Source organism: Nocardia sp. NPDC049935 (assembly GCF_055586645.1).
Genome location: NZ_JBVJHV010000006.1, coordinates 1 through 19,879 on the forward strand (window position 1 = coordinate 1; position 19,879 = coordinate 19,879).

Consider the following 19,879-nt stretch of genomic DNA (forward strand, 5'->3'; position numbering starts at 1 on the left):
TTGGCGATCACCCGATGAGTTCGAGGCGAGCTACCATCACCCGGTTCCGGCCGGAACCTGATAACCCCGCCCTCCAACAATGCGGGGGAACCTCACGTAGCCTTCGTGAACCGCGATACGTACCCGCAGCCAGTTCATCGGACCTGCCGCGCCATTGTGTTCGCGTACGCCTGCCAACATCGCGCCGACGACCCGGTCCAGGACATCCAACACCGGGATATCGAGGACGAGCATCGCTCCATCTCCGCGATCCTCCTGGGCCACAGACTTTTCTATTCCTTGTATCGCGCCGTCGATGATGCGGTACAGCGTCGTACGCATAGCCTCGACCTGCACATTGGTCAAGGACTCCGAATTCTCGACGTCCACGACGAGAAGGGAACGATGCGTGGGTTCGGGCATGACTTCTCCTGATTTGTAAAGGACCCGCGGATCTGGCAGTTCCCCAGGTCTACCGGTTCGGATCACACGTGTCTGCGTCCGAATACACATTCGGGGGCAGACCTTCTGCTACTGCGGCGAGCAGGTCGGGCCTCAGCAGTTCCACACAGCGGCGAGCTGTCCTGATCGCGCCGATCATGCGCAGTTTTCTGAATGCCTTGGCGACTGCTTCCCGGGAAGCGTTCGCCGCATCGGCCAACTCGGTCTGGGTCAGCGGCAGAACGATTACGACCCGATCCGTATCGGTACGCCCGTACCGCCGGCCGTACTCGAGCAGTAGCCGGGCCAACCGTTCGGTGACGGTGTACGCGCCGTAGTCGAGGCGATGTACGTCGGCCTCCCGCAACCGGGCCACCACGGTTCGTAGCAGTTCGAATGCCAGGGCACCGTCATCGACCAGCAGCGCGCGAAAGTCCGCACCCTGCACTGTGGCGGCGACCACCGGCGAAATCGCGGTGATCGTCGCCGACCGCGCACCTCCATCGACAGCGCTGAGTTCACCGAGCAGGTCTCCGGGGCCTCGGATGCCCAGAACCACCTGCTTTCCGCTCGGTGCGGAAGAGCTCACCTTGACCCAGCCTTGTTCGACCACCAGAACGTTGTCGGATATATCGCCCTCGTGCAGCAGCACCGCCCCCCTCGGCCAATGCTGCTGCATACCCGCTCTCAGCAGCCGCTTCCTGTCGAAATGCGGCAAGGCATCGAAATCCAGTGTTGTTCCCCCTCTTGAGCCACCGTGCTCTACGGTGATGGCTTCGCGAAAGAGTAGTCCATCGGCCCCAGAGGAACACGGCAACCTCGGCTGCCGATACGGATTCGATACGTCAGCTCCAAATATGCTGTGCGGTAGCGCTACTCATCTCGCGATGTCGGTGCAGCGTCGGTCGCAGGCGGGGTGCCAGGCCGTGCGAGGAAGCCTTGCTCCGGTTACCTGAGCTGCGCTGAACCAGGATCGTCCGGAACTGTGCCTACGCCAAGGATGGCTGCGCCGGTTCTCGAGTCGGTCGGCGTGTGGGGGATTCGAACCCGTTGCAGCACAACTGGAAGAGGGCAAGTCGTCCTCTGTAACGCAGGGCGCTCGGATTGCGAAAAGCTCGGTTGTCAGTACCGGCCGCTGGTACTGGACGCCCTCCGAAGGAACCCGAACAGCCATGATCACATCCGCACTTCCGCTCCCGCCGCGGCGCCGCAATCTACAGGCGCTCAAAGCAACTTTGTCTACGCTCCGGCCCGACGCCCAAATGACAGCGATATTCCGATCCACCCTCTACGGCACATACGCAATCCGCGGCACCGTGGTCCGTTCGGACGCGAACGGCGGGCTACTCCTTGGTGGCGAGGCGCTCGACACCGCGTCATCGACCCCGAGCCCGGTTTCAAACCTCCTGGATCTCGTTCCGGACGAAACCCCAATTGGTGACCCTCCGACTGGTCTGGCCGAAGCGCTGAAAGAACTCGAGCACGGAGACCCCGTCATCGGATATTTCGACCATCGGCCGTACGGAGCGTTCACGGTGACAGGCTTCGCGGTCGAAGCGAAGCGCAGCCAGATGTACCTCGTGGGTGCCATGATTCTTGCGCAGACGAGCGCGCGAATGCCCGGAGCCCGGCTCACCGCACTTCATAGGTTCACCGATACCGCCGCAGGCCCTCCTCCCGCACGGATCAGCGCCTGGCCGGACACAGAAATCCAGCACGGAATGTAGGCCATGACCGGAGTAAGTGATCAAGAGGTTCTCGACCGGAGGAACATGCTCGGCTTCGCAATCATCGACCGACAACCATCCGCCACCACCACTGCTGTGTGGTTGACCACCCGTCTCGGTCCCACACTGGTCCGCAGCACCAATGCTGTGGTTATTCACGACGACGACCCCGACTACGACGAGCAGATGTGGTCACTCACCGCCGACCGTTCCGTGGTCTTCACGAAGAACTCCGAAACCACTCTCGACTTCGAATACGGGAACCCGGTCGATGTGTTCGGCGACCTGATCGAACAAACCGCCGCCCAGCAGGAGCGCATTCGAGCGGCAGTAGAGGACTACGCCACCCGCAAACAGGCGAAACTGGTGTCACCGAAGTTCCTGCCCGCCCCTGTCCTTCTCCCGCCGCGGGAGAACGAAGCTCGATACCGTGCACTGGCGGTCGCCGACTTCGTGGGGCAGGTGTGGACGGCGTGGCTGTACACCGAGGACCAACGACACCACCGGACGGTGGCGCCGAAAACGGGAGCCACTCCCTGGATCATGCCCGAGGAACTGAACAGCCCGACTCTTGCTGTGTTTCCACCCGGATTCGCCGACCGAATGCAACCCGAGCCGCTGACGAGACGAGGCGAATTCCGGATCAGGACATGACCACAACCAATAGCACTCAGCTCACCTTCACACCGGAATTCTCGGAGGCGCTGACCCGTTTGCACCGCGGCGACAGTCTCTTCCTGACCGGGAAAGCCGGCACTGGGAAGTCCACACTGATTCGTGAATTCCGCGCAACGACCGATCGCAAAGTGGTCGTTGTCGCACCAACCGGCGTCGCTGCATTGAACGTGAGCGGCTACACGATTCACCGCCTGTTCTCGTTCCGGCCCGGCACAACAATCGACGATATCCGGAACGGCAGTTACTTCCCTGCGCGCTTCGCCTCCGCTCTGCGCGAGTTGGATACCCTCGTCATAGACGAGGCCTCGATGGTCAGGGCAGACCTCTTCGATATGGTCGCAGCCGCGCTGGAACGTTTCGGGCCTCGCCGAGGCGCACTGTTCGGCGGAGTTCAGATCGTGCTGGTAGGAGATCTGTTTCAGCTGCCTCCCGTAGTGTTGGACGGCGAAAAGGAGTTCTTCGCTGGCAGGTACAATTCGCCGTATTTTTTCTCCGCCGACTCCTACCAGCCAGAACTGTTCCACACCGTCGAGCTGACCAGAATATTCCGCCAGGTCGGTGACCCTCGCCTCTTGGAGATTCTTGCCGCCATCCGCTCGGGAGCAGCCGATTCACGACTGCTCGCGGACCTGAACGCGCGATCGGTGCCAGCTTTCCAGCCACCCCTCCACGAACTCTGGTTGACTCTCACTACTACCAACAAGAACGCGGACCGACAGAATCGGAACCGACTCCGGCAGCTGGCGCAACCCGAAATCATCTCGCGATCCACAGAAACCGGACAATTGGACGGTTTCGATCGTCCGACGGAACAGGAACTAACCTTCAAAGTCGGCGCGCAGATCATGCTCCTGACCAATGACAGCATGGACCGATGGGCGAACGGCACAATAGGTCACGTCGTTGCTTACCGTGACGAGGACGGCCAACCTGTGGTCGAGGTGCGTCTGGACTCCGGCAAGACAGTGCAAGTCGGTCCCTACACATGGGAGATAACTCAGCCGGTCACGGAAGCCGGCACACTTCGCAATGAGGTGGTCGGCACATTTGCCCAGCTGCCGTTTCGCCTGGCCTGGGCAATCACGATCCACAAGAGCCAAGGCCAGACGCTCGGCCGCCTCGTGGTCGACCTCACCGGCGGGACCTTCGCCGACGGGCAGCTCTACGTCGCGCTCAGCCGCTGCACGTCGATGGAGGGGCTGGTCCTGCAACGGCCTGTTGTGGCGAAGGACTTGAAAACCGACATCCGCGTCCGGCGGTTCCTCGCAACGGGTGAACGACCTCCGGCCTCACAGGGGCCGGTGTACCTGGGCTTCTGCATGATCGGCGAAGAGAGCCGGCAAGACCATCCACGACCGGTGGAAATCGCCTTGATCACCAGCGACGGAACAGAGATCACGACACTGATCAACCCCGAACGAGACCTCGGATCCGCTCGCACGACCTTTGGCATCTCTGCCGCCGACGTCCTGCTGGCACCGACTCTGCCCCTCGCATGGGCCGCGCTCGCACCCTACATGGAAGGGCAGACCCCGATCGGAGCCGATATCGATAGGCACCTCCGCTACATCGACGCCGAACTCAAGCGGCACGGCTTTGCTGTGGCCATGCCCCTGGGCGCGGACCTCGCTTCGGAAGAACTGTCGGCGGCCGACCGGGACGGGCTCGACGCGCCTCGCGCCATTGATCGCGCCCGGGCCGCTCGTGATGTAGTCGGGCGCCGGAGCGGGCCGGTGCCGAGTATCAGCAGCTTCGAACCTGCTGCGGGCGTATCCGGATACCTTCTCTGCCGGGGCGGCGGAGTGGATTGCTTCCGAGTCGGTGGGACGATCCCCGCCGGCAAGACCCGCGAACAAACACTCGCCGAGCACCTGCGGAATGCAGCCGCAAAGATCAGCCCCGACGACGACACACGATCGTTGCTCCGCGATCTCGAACTCAGGCTCGGTCATCCCCTGTTCATTCCCGAGTCGGCCTCCGCCACGGCGGATCTTGCAACCGCGCTGGTGCCAGGCGCACGAGTCTGCTTCACCGGAAGCTTCACCGATGACACCGGCACCCCTTGGGCTCGAGAAGAACTAGAACTTCTGGCCGAAAAACGACAGCTACTGCCCGTCGCCACCGTGACCAAGGGCAAATGCGATGCCCTGATCGCTGCCGAGTCCGGCACGCAGTCGGGAAAAGCCAAACTGGCGATCAAGTTCGAGAAGCCGATCTTCACCGCCGCGCAGTTCCTCGCCTGGGCACAGAGCCGGTAATCTATCGCCGCGTCCGCCTCCTTTGTTCGCTGAGCTCCGCAGTAGCCGATGCCGCGCGACAAGCATCCGACGAGAGTGCGGACGTTCAACGCGTTCTGGGCATCGGGAGTATCGCTTGCTGGATGCCCCCGCGGCGTTGCTGAGCGGACGCCCGCTCAGCAACCACTCACTCCGAGAAAACGTTCGGCGTTGCCGCGCTCGATGAGGCTCCGGGAGACTTCGTCCAAGAACCCGCTCTTGCGTACGACCTCGCCCACGGGGCGTTCACCCAACGGGTACGGGTAATCGCTGCCCACCATCACCCGATCGACACCGACCGTGTCGACCAGAAGACGGAGCGCACGGTCGTCGAATACTACCGAGTCCACATAGAACCGCCCGAGGTAATGCGACGGTGGCATCTCCGAGGTGCCGATCACATCGTGGCGCCGGTGCCACGCGTTCTCCATACGGCCCAGCCAGAACGCGAAAGATCCGCCTCCATGCGCGAATCCGATCCTCAGGCGCTCATCGATGCGGTCGAAGACACCGCCGAGAATCAGCGCGAGGATCGACAGGTGCGTCTCGGCCGGCATCGCGGTGAGCCACTGGGCCATCCACCGGTTCAGGCGGGGCGAGGAATCCATATCCCACGGATGGACGAACACCGGGATGTCCAGCGATGCGCAGTGCTGCAGGAACGTGACCACGCCCTCGCTGTCGAGGTCGAGGTCGCCCACATGGTTGCCGATCTCGACACCGCGATGCCCGTTGGTGGCGCATCGCTCGACTTCGCGGCAGGCGGCGTCCGCGTCCTGTAAGGGGACCTGGCAGAACGGGATCAGCCGGTCCGGTGCGGGCTCGACGATCTCGAGTGCGAGATCGTTGAAGATCCGCGAGATACGGGCGGCTTCCTGGCCGGTGCGCCCGTAGTTGAAGAACGCTGGTGTGGGCGAGACAACCTGTGTCCGCACACCGTCGGCGTCCATATCCCGCAGGCGGGTCTCCGCGTCCCACGCGTCGGCCCGGACGCGACGGAACTCCCGGGAACCCATCATGATGACGGCCTCCGACTCGCTCTCCACTTTCAGCCACGGGGCCTCCGGCCCGGCGTCGGCGGTGAGATCAGGCCATCCTCTGGGAACGTAGTGCGTGTGGATATCGATGATGCCGGTCACGTCAGCCCTTTCCGGGGTGCAGTGCACCGCAGTTGTCGCACGTCCGGGCCTGCTCGTCGGCGTAGAACTGGGTGAAGACCGGCGGCAGATCGGCCACGATATCGCGCACCTGGAGTTCCACCTCATGGATCAGGTTGTGGCACTCGAGGCAGTACCACTGGAATTTCTCCAGAGTGCCCTCGCGGCGCACACGTTCGATCACCAATCCGATCGAACCTGCGGTAGGGCGCTGCGGCGAATGCGGCACGTTCCCGGGGAGCAGCCATGTCTCCCCTTCTCGGATATGGACCCGCTGCGGTCCCTCCTCGGTCATGACATCGACGTGAATGTCACCTTCGATCTGGTAGAACCACTCCTCGTACGGGTCGAGGTGGTAGTCGGTGCGCTGATTCGGCCCACCGACGACCTGCACGATGAAGTCGTCACCGAGCGCCATCGTCCGATTGTTCACCGGCGGCGCGAGCAGGTGCCGATTGTCGGCGATCCATTTCCGGAAGTCGATGGCAGGGGGGATCGCGGTCATGAGCGGCCCTTCGGATCGGTGCGGCGGTGGGCGGGCAGGTATGCGACGCCCTGGATTTCGATGAGCAGGTGTGGATGGGGAAGCTGGTGCACCGCCACGGTCGTGCGAGTGGGTCCCGTCTCGTCGAACAGCTCGGCATAGACCTCGTTGTATCCGCCGAAATCGTTCATCGACACCAGATAGGCCGTGACCTGCACCAGGTCGCTCAGGTCGGCACCGGACTCGGCGAGGATCGAGCGGATGTTCTCGATCACCGCGCGGGTCTGTGCTCGGATATCGAGGTCGGTGGTTCCCATCTCGTCGACCTCGACACCGGCGAATGTGTTGTCCGGCCGGCGCGAACTCGTGCCCGAGACGTAGACGAAGTCGCCCGCGACCTTCAGGTGCGGGAATCGTCCGCGGGGTGTGGCGAGACCTTCGATCACTTTGGCAGGTTTGTCGCTCATCCGATTCCCCTGATACTTACACTGCCCAGCCCTTCGATATCGCACCGTGTGACACCGGATGTGAGAGGGATTGCGGCGGTCGCGGCGCCAGCGAGGACGATATCTCCCGCGCGTAGCGCTATACGCCGGCGGCGGCTCATATCGAGTAGTGCGTGTAGCGCATTGACGGGATCGCCGAGGATTGCCGCGGTCGAGCCTTCGACGGACCGGTCGCCGGCCTCGAGTCGCACCGCGAGATCGGCGACGCTCTGAAGCGGCCGCCAGGGACCGATGACGTAGGCGGCGGCGGATGTGTTGTCCGCGACGACGTCGGCGTAGGTGAACCGGAAGTCCCGGTAGCGGGAGTCGATGACCTCCATCGCGGGGGCGACTGCATCGACGCAGGATTCGATATCGACGGCGGAATCGTCGAGGTCGACATCCCGGGCGAGCCGGTAGGCGATCTCGGGCTCGATCTTGGGATGGATGAACCGGTTCAGGTCGATATCGCCGCCGACGTCGACGCACATCGCGTCGGTGAGCCGGCCGACGATGACATCGGAGACTCCCATCTGAGCCATCTTCGCCTCGCTCGTGAAGCCGAGTTTCACTCCGACCAGGGATTCCCCGCGCCCGAGCCGCAAACCGACGAGTGCCTCCTGGATCCGGTACGCGTCATCGACGTCCAGCTCTACGTCGTCGGCGAGACTCAGGGTGTCGTGTCGTCCCGTCTGCGCGTCGTCCAGGCGCTGTGCGAGAGCGTCGATCGTCGTGCTGTTCGGTGACTTCGAGGTCATAGATTTCCTTTCGGTTCGATCGGAGCTGTCACAACGCCACGCATACGTTCGTCGGTTCGGTGTAGAAGTGCAGCGAGGACTCGCCACCTTCCCGGCCGATCCCGGACAATCCGGCACCGCCGAACGGCGACCGCAGTTCCCGGGTGAACCAGGTATTGACCCAGGAAATGCCGACGTTCATGCCCTGCGCGACACGATGACCGCGACGCAGATCGTTCGTCCATACCGATGCGGCGAGTCCGTACTCGGTATCGTTGGCCAGCGCGATCGCCTCCTCCTCCGTGTCGAACGGCACCAGCGCGGCGACCGGTCCGAAGATCTCTTCCCGGAGCACCGGGTCCTCATTTGTCAGCCCGGTCCACAACGTCGGTTCCACCCACGAGCCGCCCGCGAACTCTGGGCCCAGCTCCGGAATTCCGCCGCCCGTGAGCACCTTCGCGCCCGCCTGCTCCGCCTTCCGGAAGTAGCTCGTGACCTTGTCGCGGTGCGCCTGCGAGATCAGCGGCCCGGTGGTGGTGGACTCGTCGTTCGGGTCACCGAGCCGCAATGCCCGCGCCCGCTCGGCCAGGCCGGACGCGATATCGCCGAAGATCGAGCGGTGCACGTATACGCGCTCGGTGCACAGGCACACCTGGCCGGTGTTGGCGAACACCGACTTCGTCAGTCCGGTGAGCACCTCGTCGAGGTCGATATCGCCGAACACGATCGCGGCGTTCTTGCCCCCGAGTTCGAATGAAACCGGACGCACCTGCGGGGCAACGGTTTTCATGACCCGCGCGCCCGTCGCGGACGATCCGGTGAACGTGACGCCGTCGATGCCCGGATGCGTCGTGAGGTACTCCCCTGCGGAGTCGCCGCCGAAGCCGTGCACGACGTTGTACACACCGGCCGGCAAACCCACCTCCGAGAGCACCTCGGCCAGCAGGGTCGCGGTCGCCGGGGTCTCTTCACTGGGTTTGACGACCACCGCGTTGCCACACGCCAGCGCGGGGGCCACCTTCCAGGTGAGCAGCAACAGCGGCAGGTTCCACGGGACGATCACCGCGACCACCCCGAGTGGTTTGCGGACCGCGTAGTTCAGCGCCTGCCGACCGCCGGGGAGATCGGTCATGAACGATTCCTGACCGGCCGAGGCGACCAGATCCGCGAAGGTCCGGAAGTTCGTGAGTGCACGGGCGACATCGAGCTCGCGCGCCTGGGTGACCGGCTTGCCGGTATCCGCCAGCTCGGCGGCAACGAACTCTTCGAAACGCTCCTCGATCCGGTCGGCGGCACGGCGCAGGAGCGCGGCACGCTCCCGCACCGGAGTCCTGGCCCATCCTCTGTCGAGGGCCCGGCGGGCCGAGGTCACGGCGCGCTCGACGAGGGGCCGGTCGGCCTCGTGCACCTGTGCGATTACGCGACCGGTGGCCGGGTCGACCTGGTCGAAGCCGCGCTCGGGGTCGGGTTCGACGAAGGCTCCGTCGACGAAGTTGCGGATCCAGCCGTCGAAGGGGGAAGTCATGGAACTACTGTGACCATCGACATGCATGCTTAACAAATGCACATTTTTCCTATTGCTATGCCTATTTGGCTATATCAGTCCTGTTGAGGCCCACGGACGCGTGCATGCGACCGGGCCGTCGACCGGAGTTCGATCGACGGCCCGCTGCGGCGGTGCGGGATTACACGAGAGCCTTCGCACTCTCGGCTTCGACGGGTGGCAGATCTTCCGAACGGCTGTCGGACGTGGGGACGAGCCGGAACATCACGACCGCGGCGACCAGGCTCAGGATCCCGATCCCCCCGGCGTAGGCGCTGACACTGAGCGACGATCCGGTCGCGTTCAGCAGTGCGAGTGCGATCATCGGGGCCAGCCCCCCGCCGAGAATGGAACCGGTCTGCAGAATCAGCGACGAACCGGAGTAGCGGACATTCGGTGGGAAGGCGTCGGCGATGATCGCGCCCTGGACGCTGTGGGTGATCGGCATCACGAGCCCCATCATGACGAAGGCCGCGATCGCGATCGCTGCGTTCTCGGTGTTGATCAACGGCAGGAATGCGATACCGGCGACCACGAGAGCGATCGAGCCCGTGATGAACATCGAGCGACGGCCGTACCGGTCGGCAACAGTCGTCCAGAAAGGAATCAGCACACACCACGTCGCGGCGGCCAGGGTCACGCACAGCACCAGGAACTGGCGATCGTATTCGAGCTGCTGCGTTCCGTAGGAGAGGCTGAACACCATGAAGACATAACCGATGGCGCCGCTGGCGATGGCCGCGAGCAACGTGATGAGCAGGCGTGGAGCACCGACTTTGAAGCATTCGGCAAGCGGAAACTTCACGACTTCGCCCTGGTCGGCCGCGTGCACGAAGGAGGGCGATTCGTCCACCCGAAGGCGGATCACCAAACCCACGGCGACAAGAACAATGCTCAGGACGAAGGGAATGCGCCAACCCCAGGACGTGAAAGCCTCGTCGGGCAGCAGCGTGCTGGTGGCGAGGATGGTCAGATTGGCGAGCACCAGGCCGGCAGGTGTCCCCATCTGCGGAAAACCGGCGAACAGGTTCTTGCGCCCACGCGGGGCGTGTTCCATGGACATCAACGTCGCGCCCGTCGTTTCGCCGCCGAGGGCCACACCCTGGATGAAACGTAATGCGACGAGCAGTACGGGCGCCCAGATTCCGATGCTGTCGTAGTTCGGGATGAGGCCGATCAACGTGGTGGCGATGCCCATCATGAGCAAGGACACGATCAAGGTCGACTTGCGGCCGATCCGGTCACCGAAATGACCGAACACCAGACCGCCCAGCGGGCGGGCGGCAAATCCCACTGCGAACGTGGAGAACGCGGCCAGGGTACCGATGGTCGGATTCAACGACGGAAAGAACTGCGCGTTGAAAATCAACGCCGCGGTTGTTCCGTAGATAAAGAAATCGTACCCCTCGAGAACAGTGCCCGAGAATGTTGCGAGTGCGACCCGGCGGGAAGATTTATCGATGGGTGCCGCGGGCTTCGCAGCGGGATGTTCGCTCATCATGTGACCTATCGCTCTGGTCGGAGAACCGGCTGCTCCGTCGATGCCGGTGAAGAGGGCGAAGCCACCGGGGCGTCGCACTGATGGCAAGTATGCTGGCTTATGAAATGCCACACAAATGCCCAAATGCGGAACACATATAGCAGAAGTCGCATAGCGTAGGCCCTCTGAAGCGCGCGGGTGGAGAAGACTCCGGGAGCGCAAGAGGTCCGTGAGCGGAACGACCCGCTCACGGACCCCGGTTCCCGAAGCCACACCTTACGGATCAGGGAGTGCCCGAATACGACGCCGACAGAGTCCTTACCACCTGGTCCGACGCGTCGACCGGGCCGGCGGCGATGGTCGCCCGCGCCGTCTCGGCCGATACTGTGCCCGACGCCACCAGGGCAGCAACCGCATGCTGTCCGGGCATTGCGTTCAGCCATTTCGCAATGGCCGACTCGAACGCAGGCTCGATCAGTTCTCCGTGCACGCGCAAGCGGGCGAGACCACCATCGGGAAATACATCGAGCCGGACATGACTCACCGGGATATCCGCCGCGACCGGGAAATGATGCCGTGTATCGGGCTGAAGCCTTGTCCGAGGGACCATATCGATCCATGCGGACTCGTCTGCCCGCCCTCCATGCGATTCGTCCCAGCCTCGCAAGGATGCCCACCCCGGGGCGTTCCCGACAAAATAGGACGTATCGATCTCGACCCGTCGAATTCTGCCCGCGGCGGCGAGACGCACTGTGACGAAGTCGTTTCCGTCGTCACGCCGGCGTGCATTCTCCCAACCGTCACCCATACGCCGGGAACGATCCGGCTGCAACAATTGCAGAGGCGACGAGTAGAACATGTCGGAACATCCGACAACGTCCGCACCGTGCTCGAGCGCGGCCAGATCCACGGTCCCCGTCAACAGCCTCGGATCGGGCATCGGCTCACCGTGGACGCGGAATCGAGCGACCCCGCCGTCGGGATATATCGACAGGCGGACGTGCGTGAATCGTCGCTCGTCGGCCACCTCGAACGGATTCTCGTGATCCCCCACTATTTCCGACTTCGGCACGATCGTCGTCCAAGGGGCCGAATCCATTTCGTCCGTGGACGGGTAGCCTTCGAAACTCGCGGCCTCCACGGAGGCGTACGGCGGGTAGTTACCCTTGAACCACGCGGTATCGATCACGACACCACGCACCACGCCCGGCACTCCCAGGCGGACGATCGCATGGTCGAAACCGGCCTCGCGACGGCGCCGCGTCTCCCAGCCGTCGTATACCTTGCCCTTGTGGCCGAAGTCGTCGGCGGCGAAATGTGCCGGTCCGGGCTTGATCAGGTTCTCGCGCTCGGCGAACAGTTCGTCGTTGGCGAAGACCACGCTGCCCGCGAGGGCGCGAGACGCGAGGTCGGGAAGCGACCGGAATTCGTCGGTCATGACAGTCCTCTCTGCAACAGCCGGCCCCGCGCCGGTCCTGCTGTGTCATCGATGACGGCGCCCCGTAGGAACGTGCGGCGGACCACGCCGCTCAGGCGCCGGGCGTCGTACGGGGTGACGGCATTCTTGTGATGTAGGTCCTGGGCGCGGACAACGAACTCGTCATCCGGAGCGAATACGCAGAAGTCGGCGTCGAAGCCCACGGCGATATCGCCTTTGCGCTCGAGCCCGGCCAATTGGGCGGGCCCACGTGACATCCAGCGGACGACGTCGGGAAGGGCGAATCCGCGGCGGCGTGCCTCGGTCCAGATCGCCGGCAGCCCGAGTTGCAACGACGAGATCCCGCCCCACGCACTCCCGAAGTCGCCGGTGTCGAGAGCCTTGAGATCAACGGTCGACGGGGAATGGTCCGAGACGATCGCATCGATCAGCCCCGCCTCGAGCCCCTGCCACAGCCGGTCCCGGTTGCTCTCCTCACGAATCGGCGGGCAGCACTTGAACTGCGTCGCACCGTCCACGATCTCGCCGGAACCGAAGATGAGATAGTGCGGGCAGGTCTCGACCGTGATTCGCACCCCGTCCCGCCGCGCGTCGGCGAGCATCCCGAGTGCCGATGCACTCGACAGGTGCAGGATATGGACTCGGCATCCGGTCTTCTTCGCGAGTGCGATCACCTGCGCGATGGCCTGATCCTCCGCGGCCGCGGGCCGTGACTCCAGGAATCGCCGATACGTGCGCCCCGCGGCGTCCGGTGCCCGCGCGATCACGTGTGCGTCCTCCGCGTGCACGATCATCAACCCATCGAAGGTGCGTAGCTCCGCGAGCGCCGCTTCGAGCTGCGCGGCGTCGAGCGAAGGAAACTCGTCGACGCCGGAATGGACCAGGAAGCATTTGAACCCGAATACTCCGGTGTCGTGCAGGCCCCGCAGCGAGGGCACATTGCCGGGGACGGCGCCTCCCCAGAACCCGACGTCGACGTGACACCGGCCGCTGGCGGCGGCGCGCTTGACGGCGAGAGCGTTCACGTCGACGGTGGGCGGAATGCTGTTGAGGGGCATGTCCACCAATGTCGTCACTCCGCCGGCCGCAGCGGCGCGAGTAGCGCTCGCGAATCCCTCCCACTCGGTGCGACCGGGATCGTTGATGTGCACATGCGAATCGACCAGCCCGGGAAGCAGCACCTCGTCCGCGGACAGTTCGAGCAGGTCGGCTCCCTCGAGCGGAGCGGCGTACGGCTCGACACAGACGATCGAACCGTCGCGCACGCCGATGCTCGCGCCCGACACACCCGTGGCAGTGACGACCCGACGTGCTCTGACGACGAGGTCGAGTGGTCCGTAGTTCACCATGTCCTCTCCCTGGAGATACGAAATCCTCGCGGCCGCGCGACCGCGGTCTCAGGAACCGAGCGGCCAGCCGGCCACGCGCTTGGGCCGCGGCGTCGCATACGTCCGGCTCTTACTGGTGGTCAATCCGAGTCGGACCAGGCTCTCCGCCAGTGCCACGGCCGCGGTGATGCCTTCCACCACCGGCACCCCGGCGGCGGCTCGGACCGCCTCGTCCAGGCCGGCCATACCGCCGCAGCCGAGGCAGATGACCTCGGCGTGATCCTCGAGCACCGCGAGGCGCGCTCGAGCAGCGATCGTGGCGACGGCCCTGCCGCGGTCGCTCTCGAGTTCGAGAACTCTGAGTCCGCTCGAACGCACCGATGCACAGCGTGCATCGAGTCCGGCCAGTTTCAGGCGGTCCTCGATCAGCGGCACCGTGCGGTCCAGTGTGGTCACGACGGAATACGAACGTCCGACCAGCATCGCCATCTGCGCGGCCGCCTCCGTGATATCGACGACAGGAACGTCGAGCAGTTCCTGCAACCCCTCCCGGCCGTGCTCACCGAAACCCGCCTGGATCACCGCGTCGAACGGCTGAGCGAAGTTCACCACCGCGTCCATCACAGCCACCGCCGCGAGGTAGCTCTCGAAGTTCCCTTCCACGGACTCCGCGCCGAACCGTGGCGTCAGGCCGATGATCTCGGTTCCTTCGGCGGCCACCGAACGGGCCGAATCGGCGATCACCTGGGTCATCGATTCGGTGGTGTTCACATTGACCAGAAGAATTCGCACGCCGATCACTCCCGGACGACAACCCGATCAGGGCGCAGGCGCCGGGCCAGGACGAGCAATTGCCGGCGATCCGCCGCGGTCAGGCTTTCCGCCTCCGCCCTGTCGATGGCTCCGCACTCGAGACCGCGAACGATGAATCCGGCCAGCGCGGCCGCCGTGGCCGGCTCGTCGAGGAATCCGGAGTCGCCACCCCGGATGAACGCACGCAACCGGGTGGCCGACGCGTGCAGACCCGAGCGGAAGAACCCGTAGGTGGCGGCGTACCGGCTGACGAGCTGTCCCGGATGCAGATCCCAGCCCTGGTAGAAGCCTCGTCCGAGGGCGCGGTACACCAGGCCGGCGTGTAATTGCCAGGCGTGCCGGACAGCATCGCTGTCTCCCACCGGCAGTACATTCGACGAACCGTCGACCACGCGGACCCCCGTTCCGGCCGCCGCGATCTGCATAACCATCTTCGCGTGATCGGCGGCCGGATGATCCGACCGCTGATATGCCGCCGCGATACCGCACGCGGCCGAATAGTCGTATGTTCCGAAATGCAGACCGAGGCACCGGCCGCCCGACGCATGGATCATGCGGGCGATCGCGAAGGAACCGTCCGAGGCGATGATCGACTGCGGGGTCTCGACCTGGATCTCGAAGGTCAGCGTGCCGTCGGCGAGGCCGTACTCCCGTTCGTGCCACGCACAGACCTCGACCAGCGCCTCGACCTGCTCGACTGCCGTCACCTTGGGCAGCGTCATGACGAACCCGTCCGTCAACGCGTCCAGCTTCGCCAGTTCGCCGACGAACAACCCGAGGGTGCGCAGACCGCGCCGGCGCGAACTCGCCTCGAAACCCTTGAAGCGCAGCCCATGATTCGGCGCGGCCGTCCCCGCATGCACCGATGCCGCCAGAGCACGTGCCGCGGTGAGCACGTCGCGATCCTCGAGGTCGTCGGGACGGTTGCCGTACCCGTCCTCGAAATCGATCCGGAGGTCCTCGATCGGCTCGGTCCCGAGCTTGACGCGAACGCGGTCGAGTATCCCGGCCATTTGTTCGCTCGGCACGTCCGGGAGACCGAACGCGCCGAAATCGCCGTCCCGGTCGAGCAGTACGAGAGCCCGCGAGCCCCACTCGGATACCGTGCGCTCGTCGAAGCGGTCTCCCGTGACATACACCGTGTGGACCGGCTGGCGCGCGAGCCGTTCACCGGGGTACCGGTCGGCGAGGAGCTCGTCGGCCGGCGCGAGACGCCTGTCGATCCGCGCGAGCAGGGTATCGAAATCTCTCGTGCTCACGCGATCTCGTCCTCGAACGGAACCGGCCGGTCGAACGTCTGACGCGACGCTCCCCACGCGGGGCCGGTGATGAAACGGTCCAGGCGAGCCCGCTCGACCACCCGCCGCGACTGCTCCTGCGCGTAGTCGATGATCTCCGCCTCGTCGACATCGCGGACCACACGATCACGCATCAGCACCCGGCCGTCGACAACGACCGTGCCGACATCCTGCCCGCTCGCCTTGTACACGAGCGCCTGCACCGCCATGTGCAAAGGCTGCAGATGCGCCTGGCGGGCGTCGACCACGACGATATCGGCGGCCTTGCCCACTTCGAGGGAACCGATCTCGTCGTCCCAGCCGACGGCGTGGGCAGCGTCGATGGTCACCATATCCAGCAGCTTCCCCGGCGGCAGGAGCGATACGTCGCGCAACTGGAGTTGCGACATCGTCTGCGCCTGCCGCATCGCGGTGAAAAGGTCGAACGACGACATGGGCGCGCACCCATCGGTGGTGACGGCCGTCGTCACACCCGCGTCGAGCAATTCCGGCACCGGGCAGCGCCCGCGCAGGGCACCGACCACGACACCGGGACCGTGGGTCACCGAGGTACCGGTATCGGCGAGAATCGCGACCTCGGCCGGCGACAGCCCGAAACCGTGCTGGAAATGCACGTCGGGCCCGAGCAGCGCATGGGGATCCTGCGCGTGCGCCAGCGCGATCATGCCGCCGAACGCGTCGGTGTGGATCCGGGTCGAGTAACGCGCGGCGAGATCCCGTACCCGCTCGGACTGGGCACGATCCGCGGCGGTCAGCGCGGTGGCGAGGTCGGGTGCCACCGGGCCGCCCGGATTCAGCGACGGAACCATCGTGTACGGCGTGACGTAGACCCGGATCCGGCCGTCCGCACCCCCGTGCCACTGCCGGACGGTCGCTTCCGCACCGTCCATCATCTCGTCGAGACCGACCGTCGCGTGGCGCGGTTCGTCGCCGACCCAATGACAAACCGGTCGCGGCCAGGGCAATCCGCACGGTCCGACGCCGATGATCTCGCGTAACCCCAGTTCCTGATACGCACGCCCGTGTGCGTCACCGAACTCCGGTACGTCCGATCTCGGCTGCGACCCCATGACGCTGACGCCGGTGGTGACACCGAACTTCAGCCGTTCGAGCGCGGCAATGCGGCCGTCGGCGTGCCAGTAGTCGGCCGAGACGTGCGCGAAGTAGGTTCGCGTGGCGATACGCATCCAGAACGACAGCGAGTCCACGCCGATCGTCTTGAGAATCGCGTGCCCACCGTGGCCGTGCGCGTCCACCAGGCCGGGCAGCACGATCTGCCCGGTGCAATCGATCCTCTCACGGGCGCTGTAGTGCCGAAGGATCTCGGCCGTATCGCCGACTGCCACGATCCGGCGGCCGATGGCCGCCACCGCGGCGTCCTCGATGACCCGCCGATCGCGGTCCATCGTGACCACCGTGCCGTGCTCGAGGATCAGATCGGCGCTCACCCGTTCGGATCGGTTCCGGGAATCGATCATTTCGGCTCCCTGACGGTGCGAAATGTCGGGGGGAACAGTTCTCGTTCGGGCCTGCCCATGTAGTCCCGGTCGGTATAACTTGCCCGGTACTGCGCCAGGTACTCCTGTGCCCGGGCGCGATCGCTGTCCACGTCGACTCCGGGCAGCACGCCGTCTTCGACGACCGTCCGGCCCGCGACGACGACGGTCGTCACATCGCGACCGTTGCAGTTGAGCACGAGCGTCCGGATCGGATCGTCGACCGGACCGACGTGGGCCGATGTCAGATCGACGACCGTGATATCGGCCTGCGCGCCCGTCCTCAGGCGGCCGAGGTCCGGCCGGTTCAGCGCGTCGGCGCCACCGATTGTGGCAGCCCGGTAGAGGTCGCGCACCGATCCCGCGGACTTGGTCCGCTCGACCGCCTTGGTCAGCACCAATCCGGTATCCATGGCCCGGATCATGTCCGGCGGCGCGGTGTCGGTGCCCATCGACATGTTGATTCCGTGCGCGACGTATTTGTCGAACGATTCGAGGACGACGGCGTACCGGGCCACGGCCATCGGGCAGAAGACGACGGTCGTGCCGCTGTCCCGGAGCGCGTCGAGATCGGCACTGCCTGGACCGGCCGCCGGCATCCGACTGTGCCCGTCGACCGCCCACGAATGCGGAATCATCGTGCGCGGTCCGAGGAATCCGATCGAGCCGAGGTATTCGATGGGCCGCAACCCGTGGTCGCGTTCGAGGACCGCGACCTCTGCCAGCGTCTGCCCGGCGTGCAGCCGGATCGGGCACGCCAGGTCATCGCTGGCCGCGCGCGCCCGCCGCAGCACATCGCTGTCCATCGTCTCGATCCGCGACGGCGCCAGCATGCCGCGCACGAGGCCGTGATGCGTGCCGTCGAAGTCGCGGACGAAACGAATCGCCTCGTCCAGACCGGCCGCACCGAGTGCGTTGTCGCGGTAATGGCCTGGATTACCCGCGGAGTCGACGACCGGGACCGCCGACCGGAAACTCGGGCCCAGGTAGACACGCAGCCCGAGTTCCGCCGCGCTTTCGGCCGCACTCGCCATCTCGTCGTAGGACTCCGCCCAGCCCTTGTACGTCTCGGACGCGATGGGCAACGCGGTCGTGATGCCGTTGCGCAGCAGCTGCCCGAATGCGTAGCGACGCTTGAACGCCTCCTGTCCGGGCGTGAAGACATCCGCACGGCGGCTCAGATAGTCGGTCGACCAGGCGAGGCCCTTGCCGAGTTCGGCGTCCTGGTAGGTGTCGAAGATGGCGTGATCGATATCGCCGAGCGCGTTGAGGTCCACGAATCCCGGACCGACGACAGCGTCGCCCGCATGGTGGTCCAGATCCACAATTCCGCTGTAGCCGTGCCCGACATGGACGATTCGCGTGTCCTCGTACACCACCTCGCCGTCCTCGTAGACGACGTGATCGGTCCCGTCGTAGCCGATGACGAACCGAGCCGAGATCCGGGTCCTCACACGGTGCTCCCCGAACGGCGGCCGGCACCGGCGAGACCGCGCAGATACGACGCCGTCTGCGTGATGAAGCGGAGTTGCTCGTCCGTATCGCACGGAGTCCCGGTGAGCAGTGCTACCGCCGGACGCTCGCCCTTCTCGGCGCGCTGCTCGTACTCTCGGGTCAGCCGGAACGTCTCGGCGAGTTCGACAGTGGTCAGGTCGGGGTGGGCGGCAAGCCATACCGGGTCGTAGACGTGCATCGGCATGATAGTGCGGTCACGCGAATTCTCGATGGAAAGCCGCAGGTCCGGCCGGTGGGCGAACAGCACGTCCAGGATCGCGGGCCAATCCATGACGCCTTCACCGCACGGTGCGAGCATGCGCCCGATGCCGTAGCCGGTGGTGAACATCGCGACATCGCGGATATGGCTCATCCGCACGTACGGCGCCACTCGACGGGCGGCGGCGAGCGGATCCTCGGCCCGTGCGACGACGTTGGCGGGGTCGTAGGTGATGCCGAGAACGTCGGGGCCGACCGCCTCCACCAGGCGCACGACTTCGAACGACGTGATTTCCTCATGTGTTTCGACATTCAGATGGCATTCGAGATCGCGCACCACCGGGGCCAGCGAGTTCAGGAAGCGCTCCGTCGCCGTGAGCTGTTCGGGCCACGTCACATCGGTCCGGAAACGGTCGAAGACGTAGTACCCCGGCAGCCTCGGCTTGTAGTTCGCCGTCCCCACCCAGAGTTCGTCGCAACCGATCTCCTTACACGCCTCCATCATTCGGATGATGCCGAGGCGATAGTCACCAGCACCGAGCTCACGGACCTCGGGCGCTTCGGCATTCGCGAACGGATTGACCTTCGCCAGGCCCATCTCGAGATAGAGACCCAGTTCGTCGGCCCGCTGCCGCAGCTCGGCCAGCACATGACGATCCAGCGTGGGCGTGATGTCGAGCACGGTCCGGAAGAAGACACCGTCCATGCCCAGTTCCGCGGCGTACTCGAGATTGGCCACCGCTGCGCGGTCCGTGGCGCCGGGCAACTTGCGGCCGTCGACTCCGACCTTCATTTCTCAGGCTCCT

18 protein-coding genes are annotated in these 19,879 nt (G+C 65.1%); 3 read left to right on the forward strand and 15 right to left on the reverse strand.

Features of this window, described 5'->3' with window-relative positions:
* Positions 1 to 36: 36 nt before the first annotated feature.
* Together ACZ6SF_RS22355 and ACZ6SF_RS22360 are read right to left on the reverse strand one after the other, a co-directional pair.
* A complete protein-coding gene (locus tag ACZ6SF_RS22355; RefSeq protein WP_466064098.1) occupies positions 37 to 402 on the reverse strand; it encodes a hypothetical protein in 366 nt (121 codons plus the stop codon).
* Between the two features lie 49 nt (positions 403 to 451).
* The gene (locus ACZ6SF_RS22360; protein ID WP_466064923.1) at positions 452 to 1,099 is read right to left on the reverse strand and encodes a Crp/Fnr family transcriptional regulator; all 648 of its coding nucleotides are present in this window, start codon (positions 1,097 to 1,099) and stop codon (positions 452 to 454) included.
* Between the two features lie 493 nt (positions 1,100 to 1,592).
* On the opposite strand from ACZ6SF_RS22360, the gene ACZ6SF_RS22365 reads away from it, so the two are divergent.
* From ACZ6SF_RS22365 to ACZ6SF_RS22375, 3 genes are all read left to right on the forward strand, one after another.
* Entirely contained in the window at positions 1,593 to 2,147 is a 555-nt protein-coding gene (locus ACZ6SF_RS22365) for a hypothetical protein (protein WP_466064100.1), read from the forward strand.
* 147 nt (positions 2,148 to 2,294) lie between these two features.
* A complete protein-coding gene (locus tag ACZ6SF_RS22370; protein WP_466064102.1) occupies positions 2,295 to 2,801 on the forward strand; it encodes a hypothetical protein in 507 nt (168 codons plus the stop codon).
* Positions 2,798 to 5,083: an AAA family ATPase gene (locus tag ACZ6SF_RS22375; protein WP_466064103.1), complete on the forward strand. Its 2,286-nt coding sequence runs from the start codon at positions 2,798 to 2,800 to the stop codon at positions 5,081 to 5,083. Before ACZ6SF_RS22370 ends, ACZ6SF_RS22375 begins: the two co-directional genes overlap by 4 nt.
* A 155-nt stretch (positions 5,084 to 5,238) precedes the next feature.
* Here the strand turns inward: ACZ6SF_RS22375 and ACZ6SF_RS22380 are convergent, their stop codons facing one another.
* The 13 genes from ACZ6SF_RS22380 to ACZ6SF_RS22440 form a co-directional block, all read right to left on the reverse strand.
* Entirely contained in the window at positions 5,239 to 6,240 is a 1,002-nt protein-coding gene (locus ACZ6SF_RS22380; protein WP_466064105.1) for an amidohydrolase family protein, read from the reverse strand.
* 1 nt (position 6,241) lies between these two features.
* Complete coding sequence (locus tag ACZ6SF_RS22385; protein ID WP_466064106.1) at positions 6,242 to 6,763, reverse strand: 3-hydroxyanthranilate 3,4-dioxygenase; 522 nt, start codon at positions 6,761 to 6,763, stop codon at positions 6,242 to 6,244.
* Positions 6,760 to 7,209, reverse strand: coding sequence for a RidA family protein (locus ACZ6SF_RS22390; protein WP_466064108.1), 450 nt, complete (start codon positions 7,207 to 7,209; stop codon positions 6,760 to 6,762). Before ACZ6SF_RS22390 ends, ACZ6SF_RS22385 begins: the two co-directional genes overlap by 4 nt.
* Complete coding sequence (locus ACZ6SF_RS22395) at positions 7,206 to 7,985, reverse strand: 2-keto-4-pentenoate hydratase (protein ID WP_466064110.1); 780 nt, start codon at positions 7,983 to 7,985, stop codon at positions 7,206 to 7,208. The genes ACZ6SF_RS22390 and ACZ6SF_RS22395 overlap by 4 nt, the downstream gene beginning before the upstream one ends.
* 28 nt (positions 7,986 to 8,013) lie before the next feature.
* Positions 8,014 to 9,489, reverse strand: a complete 1,476-nt coding sequence (locus ACZ6SF_RS22400; RefSeq protein WP_466064111.1) for a 2-hydroxymuconic semialdehyde dehydrogenase — start codon at positions 9,487 to 9,489, stop codon at positions 8,014 to 8,016.
* 160 nt (positions 9,490 to 9,649) lie between these two features.
* Positions 9,650 to 11,008, reverse strand: coding sequence for an MFS transporter (locus ACZ6SF_RS22405; RefSeq protein WP_466064113.1), 1,359 nt, complete (start codon positions 11,006 to 11,008; stop codon positions 9,650 to 9,652).
* A gap of 262 nt (positions 11,009 to 11,270) precedes the next feature.
* Positions 11,271 to 12,425 carry an allantoicase gene (alc, locus tag ACZ6SF_RS22410; RefSeq protein ID WP_466064115.1) on the reverse strand — a complete coding sequence of 385 codons (1,155 nt, stop codon included), beginning with the start codon at positions 12,423 to 12,425 and terminating at the stop codon, positions 11,271 to 11,273.
* Positions 12,422 to 13,774 (reverse strand): allantoinase AllB, encoded by a 1,353-nt coding sequence (gene allB, locus ACZ6SF_RS22415; protein ID WP_466064117.1) that lies wholly within the window; start codon positions 13,772 to 13,774, stop codon positions 12,422 to 12,424. The genes alc and allB overlap by 4 nt, the downstream gene beginning before the upstream one ends.
* Positions 13,775 to 13,822: 48 nt before the next feature.
* Positions 13,823 to 14,545 (reverse strand): aspartate/glutamate racemase family protein, encoded by a 723-nt coding sequence (locus ACZ6SF_RS22420; protein ID WP_466064118.1) that lies wholly within the window; start codon positions 14,543 to 14,545, stop codon positions 13,823 to 13,825.
* Between the two features lie 5 nt (positions 14,546 to 14,550).
* The gene (locus ACZ6SF_RS22425; RefSeq protein WP_466064120.1) at positions 14,551 to 15,825 is read right to left on the reverse strand and encodes a DUF6986 family protein; all 1,275 of its coding nucleotides are present in this window, start codon (positions 15,823 to 15,825) and stop codon (positions 14,551 to 14,553) included.
* Entirely contained in the window at positions 15,822 to 17,342 is a 1,521-nt protein-coding gene (locus ACZ6SF_RS22430) for an amidohydrolase family protein (protein ID WP_466064121.1), read from the reverse strand. Before ACZ6SF_RS22430 ends, ACZ6SF_RS22425 begins: the two co-directional genes overlap by 4 nt.
* Positions 17,339 to 18,814: a chlorohydrolase family protein gene (locus ACZ6SF_RS22435; protein WP_466064123.1), complete on the reverse strand. Its 1,476-nt coding sequence runs from the start codon at positions 18,812 to 18,814 to the stop codon at positions 17,339 to 17,341. Before ACZ6SF_RS22435 ends, ACZ6SF_RS22430 begins: the two co-directional genes overlap by 4 nt.
* Positions 18,811 to 19,866: a sugar phosphate isomerase/epimerase family protein gene (locus ACZ6SF_RS22440; RefSeq protein ID WP_466064125.1), complete on the reverse strand. Its 1,056-nt coding sequence runs from the start codon at positions 19,864 to 19,866 to the stop codon at positions 18,811 to 18,813. The genes ACZ6SF_RS22435 and ACZ6SF_RS22440 overlap by 4 nt, the downstream gene beginning before the upstream one ends.
* Positions 19,867 to 19,879 lie beyond the last annotated feature (13 nt).

Bases quoted from the DNA above. Each gene is read 5' to 3' on its own strand.
- ACZ6SF_RS22355 (WP_466064098.1), bottom strand. From the start codon at position 402: ATGCCCGAACCCACGCATCGTTCCCTTCTCGTCGTGGACGTCGAGAAT.
- ACZ6SF_RS22360 (WP_466064923.1), bottom strand. From the start codon at position 1,099: ATGCAGCAGCATTGGCCGAGGGGGGCGGTGCTGCTGCACGAGGGCGAT.
- ACZ6SF_RS22365 (WP_466064100.1), top strand. From the start codon at position 1,593: ATGATCACATCCGCACTTCCGCTCCCGCCGCGGCGCCGCAATCTACAG.
- ACZ6SF_RS22375 (WP_466064103.1), top strand. From the start codon at position 2,798: ATGACCACAACCAATAGCACTCAGCTCACCTTCACACCGGAATTCTCG.
- ACZ6SF_RS22385 (WP_466064106.1), bottom strand. From the start codon at position 6,763: ATGACCGCGATCCCCCCTGCCATCGACTTCCGGAAATGGATCGCCGAC.
- ACZ6SF_RS22390 (WP_466064108.1), bottom strand. From the start codon at position 7,209: ATGAGCGACAAACCTGCCAAAGTGATCGAAGGTCTCGCCACACCCCGC.
- ACZ6SF_RS22395 (WP_466064110.1), bottom strand. From the start codon at position 7,985: ATGACCTCGAAGTCACCGAACAGCACGACGATCGACGCTCTCGCACAG.
- ACZ6SF_RS22400 (WP_466064111.1), bottom strand. From the start codon at position 9,489: ATGACTTCCCCCTTCGACGGCTGGATCCGCAACTTCGTCGACGGAGCC.
- ACZ6SF_RS22405 (WP_466064113.1), bottom strand. From the start codon at position 11,008: ATGATGAGCGAACATCCCGCTGCGAAGCCCGCGGCACCCATCGATAAA.
- alc (WP_466064115.1), bottom strand. From the start codon at position 12,425: ATGACCGACGAATTCCGGTCGCTTCCCGACCTCGCGTCTCGCGCCCTC.
- allB (WP_466064117.1), bottom strand. From the start codon at position 13,774: ATGGTGAACTACGGACCACTCGACCTCGTCGTCAGAGCACGTCGGGTC.
- ACZ6SF_RS22430 (WP_466064121.1), bottom strand. From the start codon at position 17,342: ATGATCGATTCCCGGAACCGATCCGAACGGGTGAGCGCCGATCTGATC.
- ACZ6SF_RS22440 (WP_466064125.1), bottom strand. From the start codon at position 19,866: ATGAAGGTCGGAGTCGACGGCCGCAAGTTGCCCGGCGCCACGGACCGC.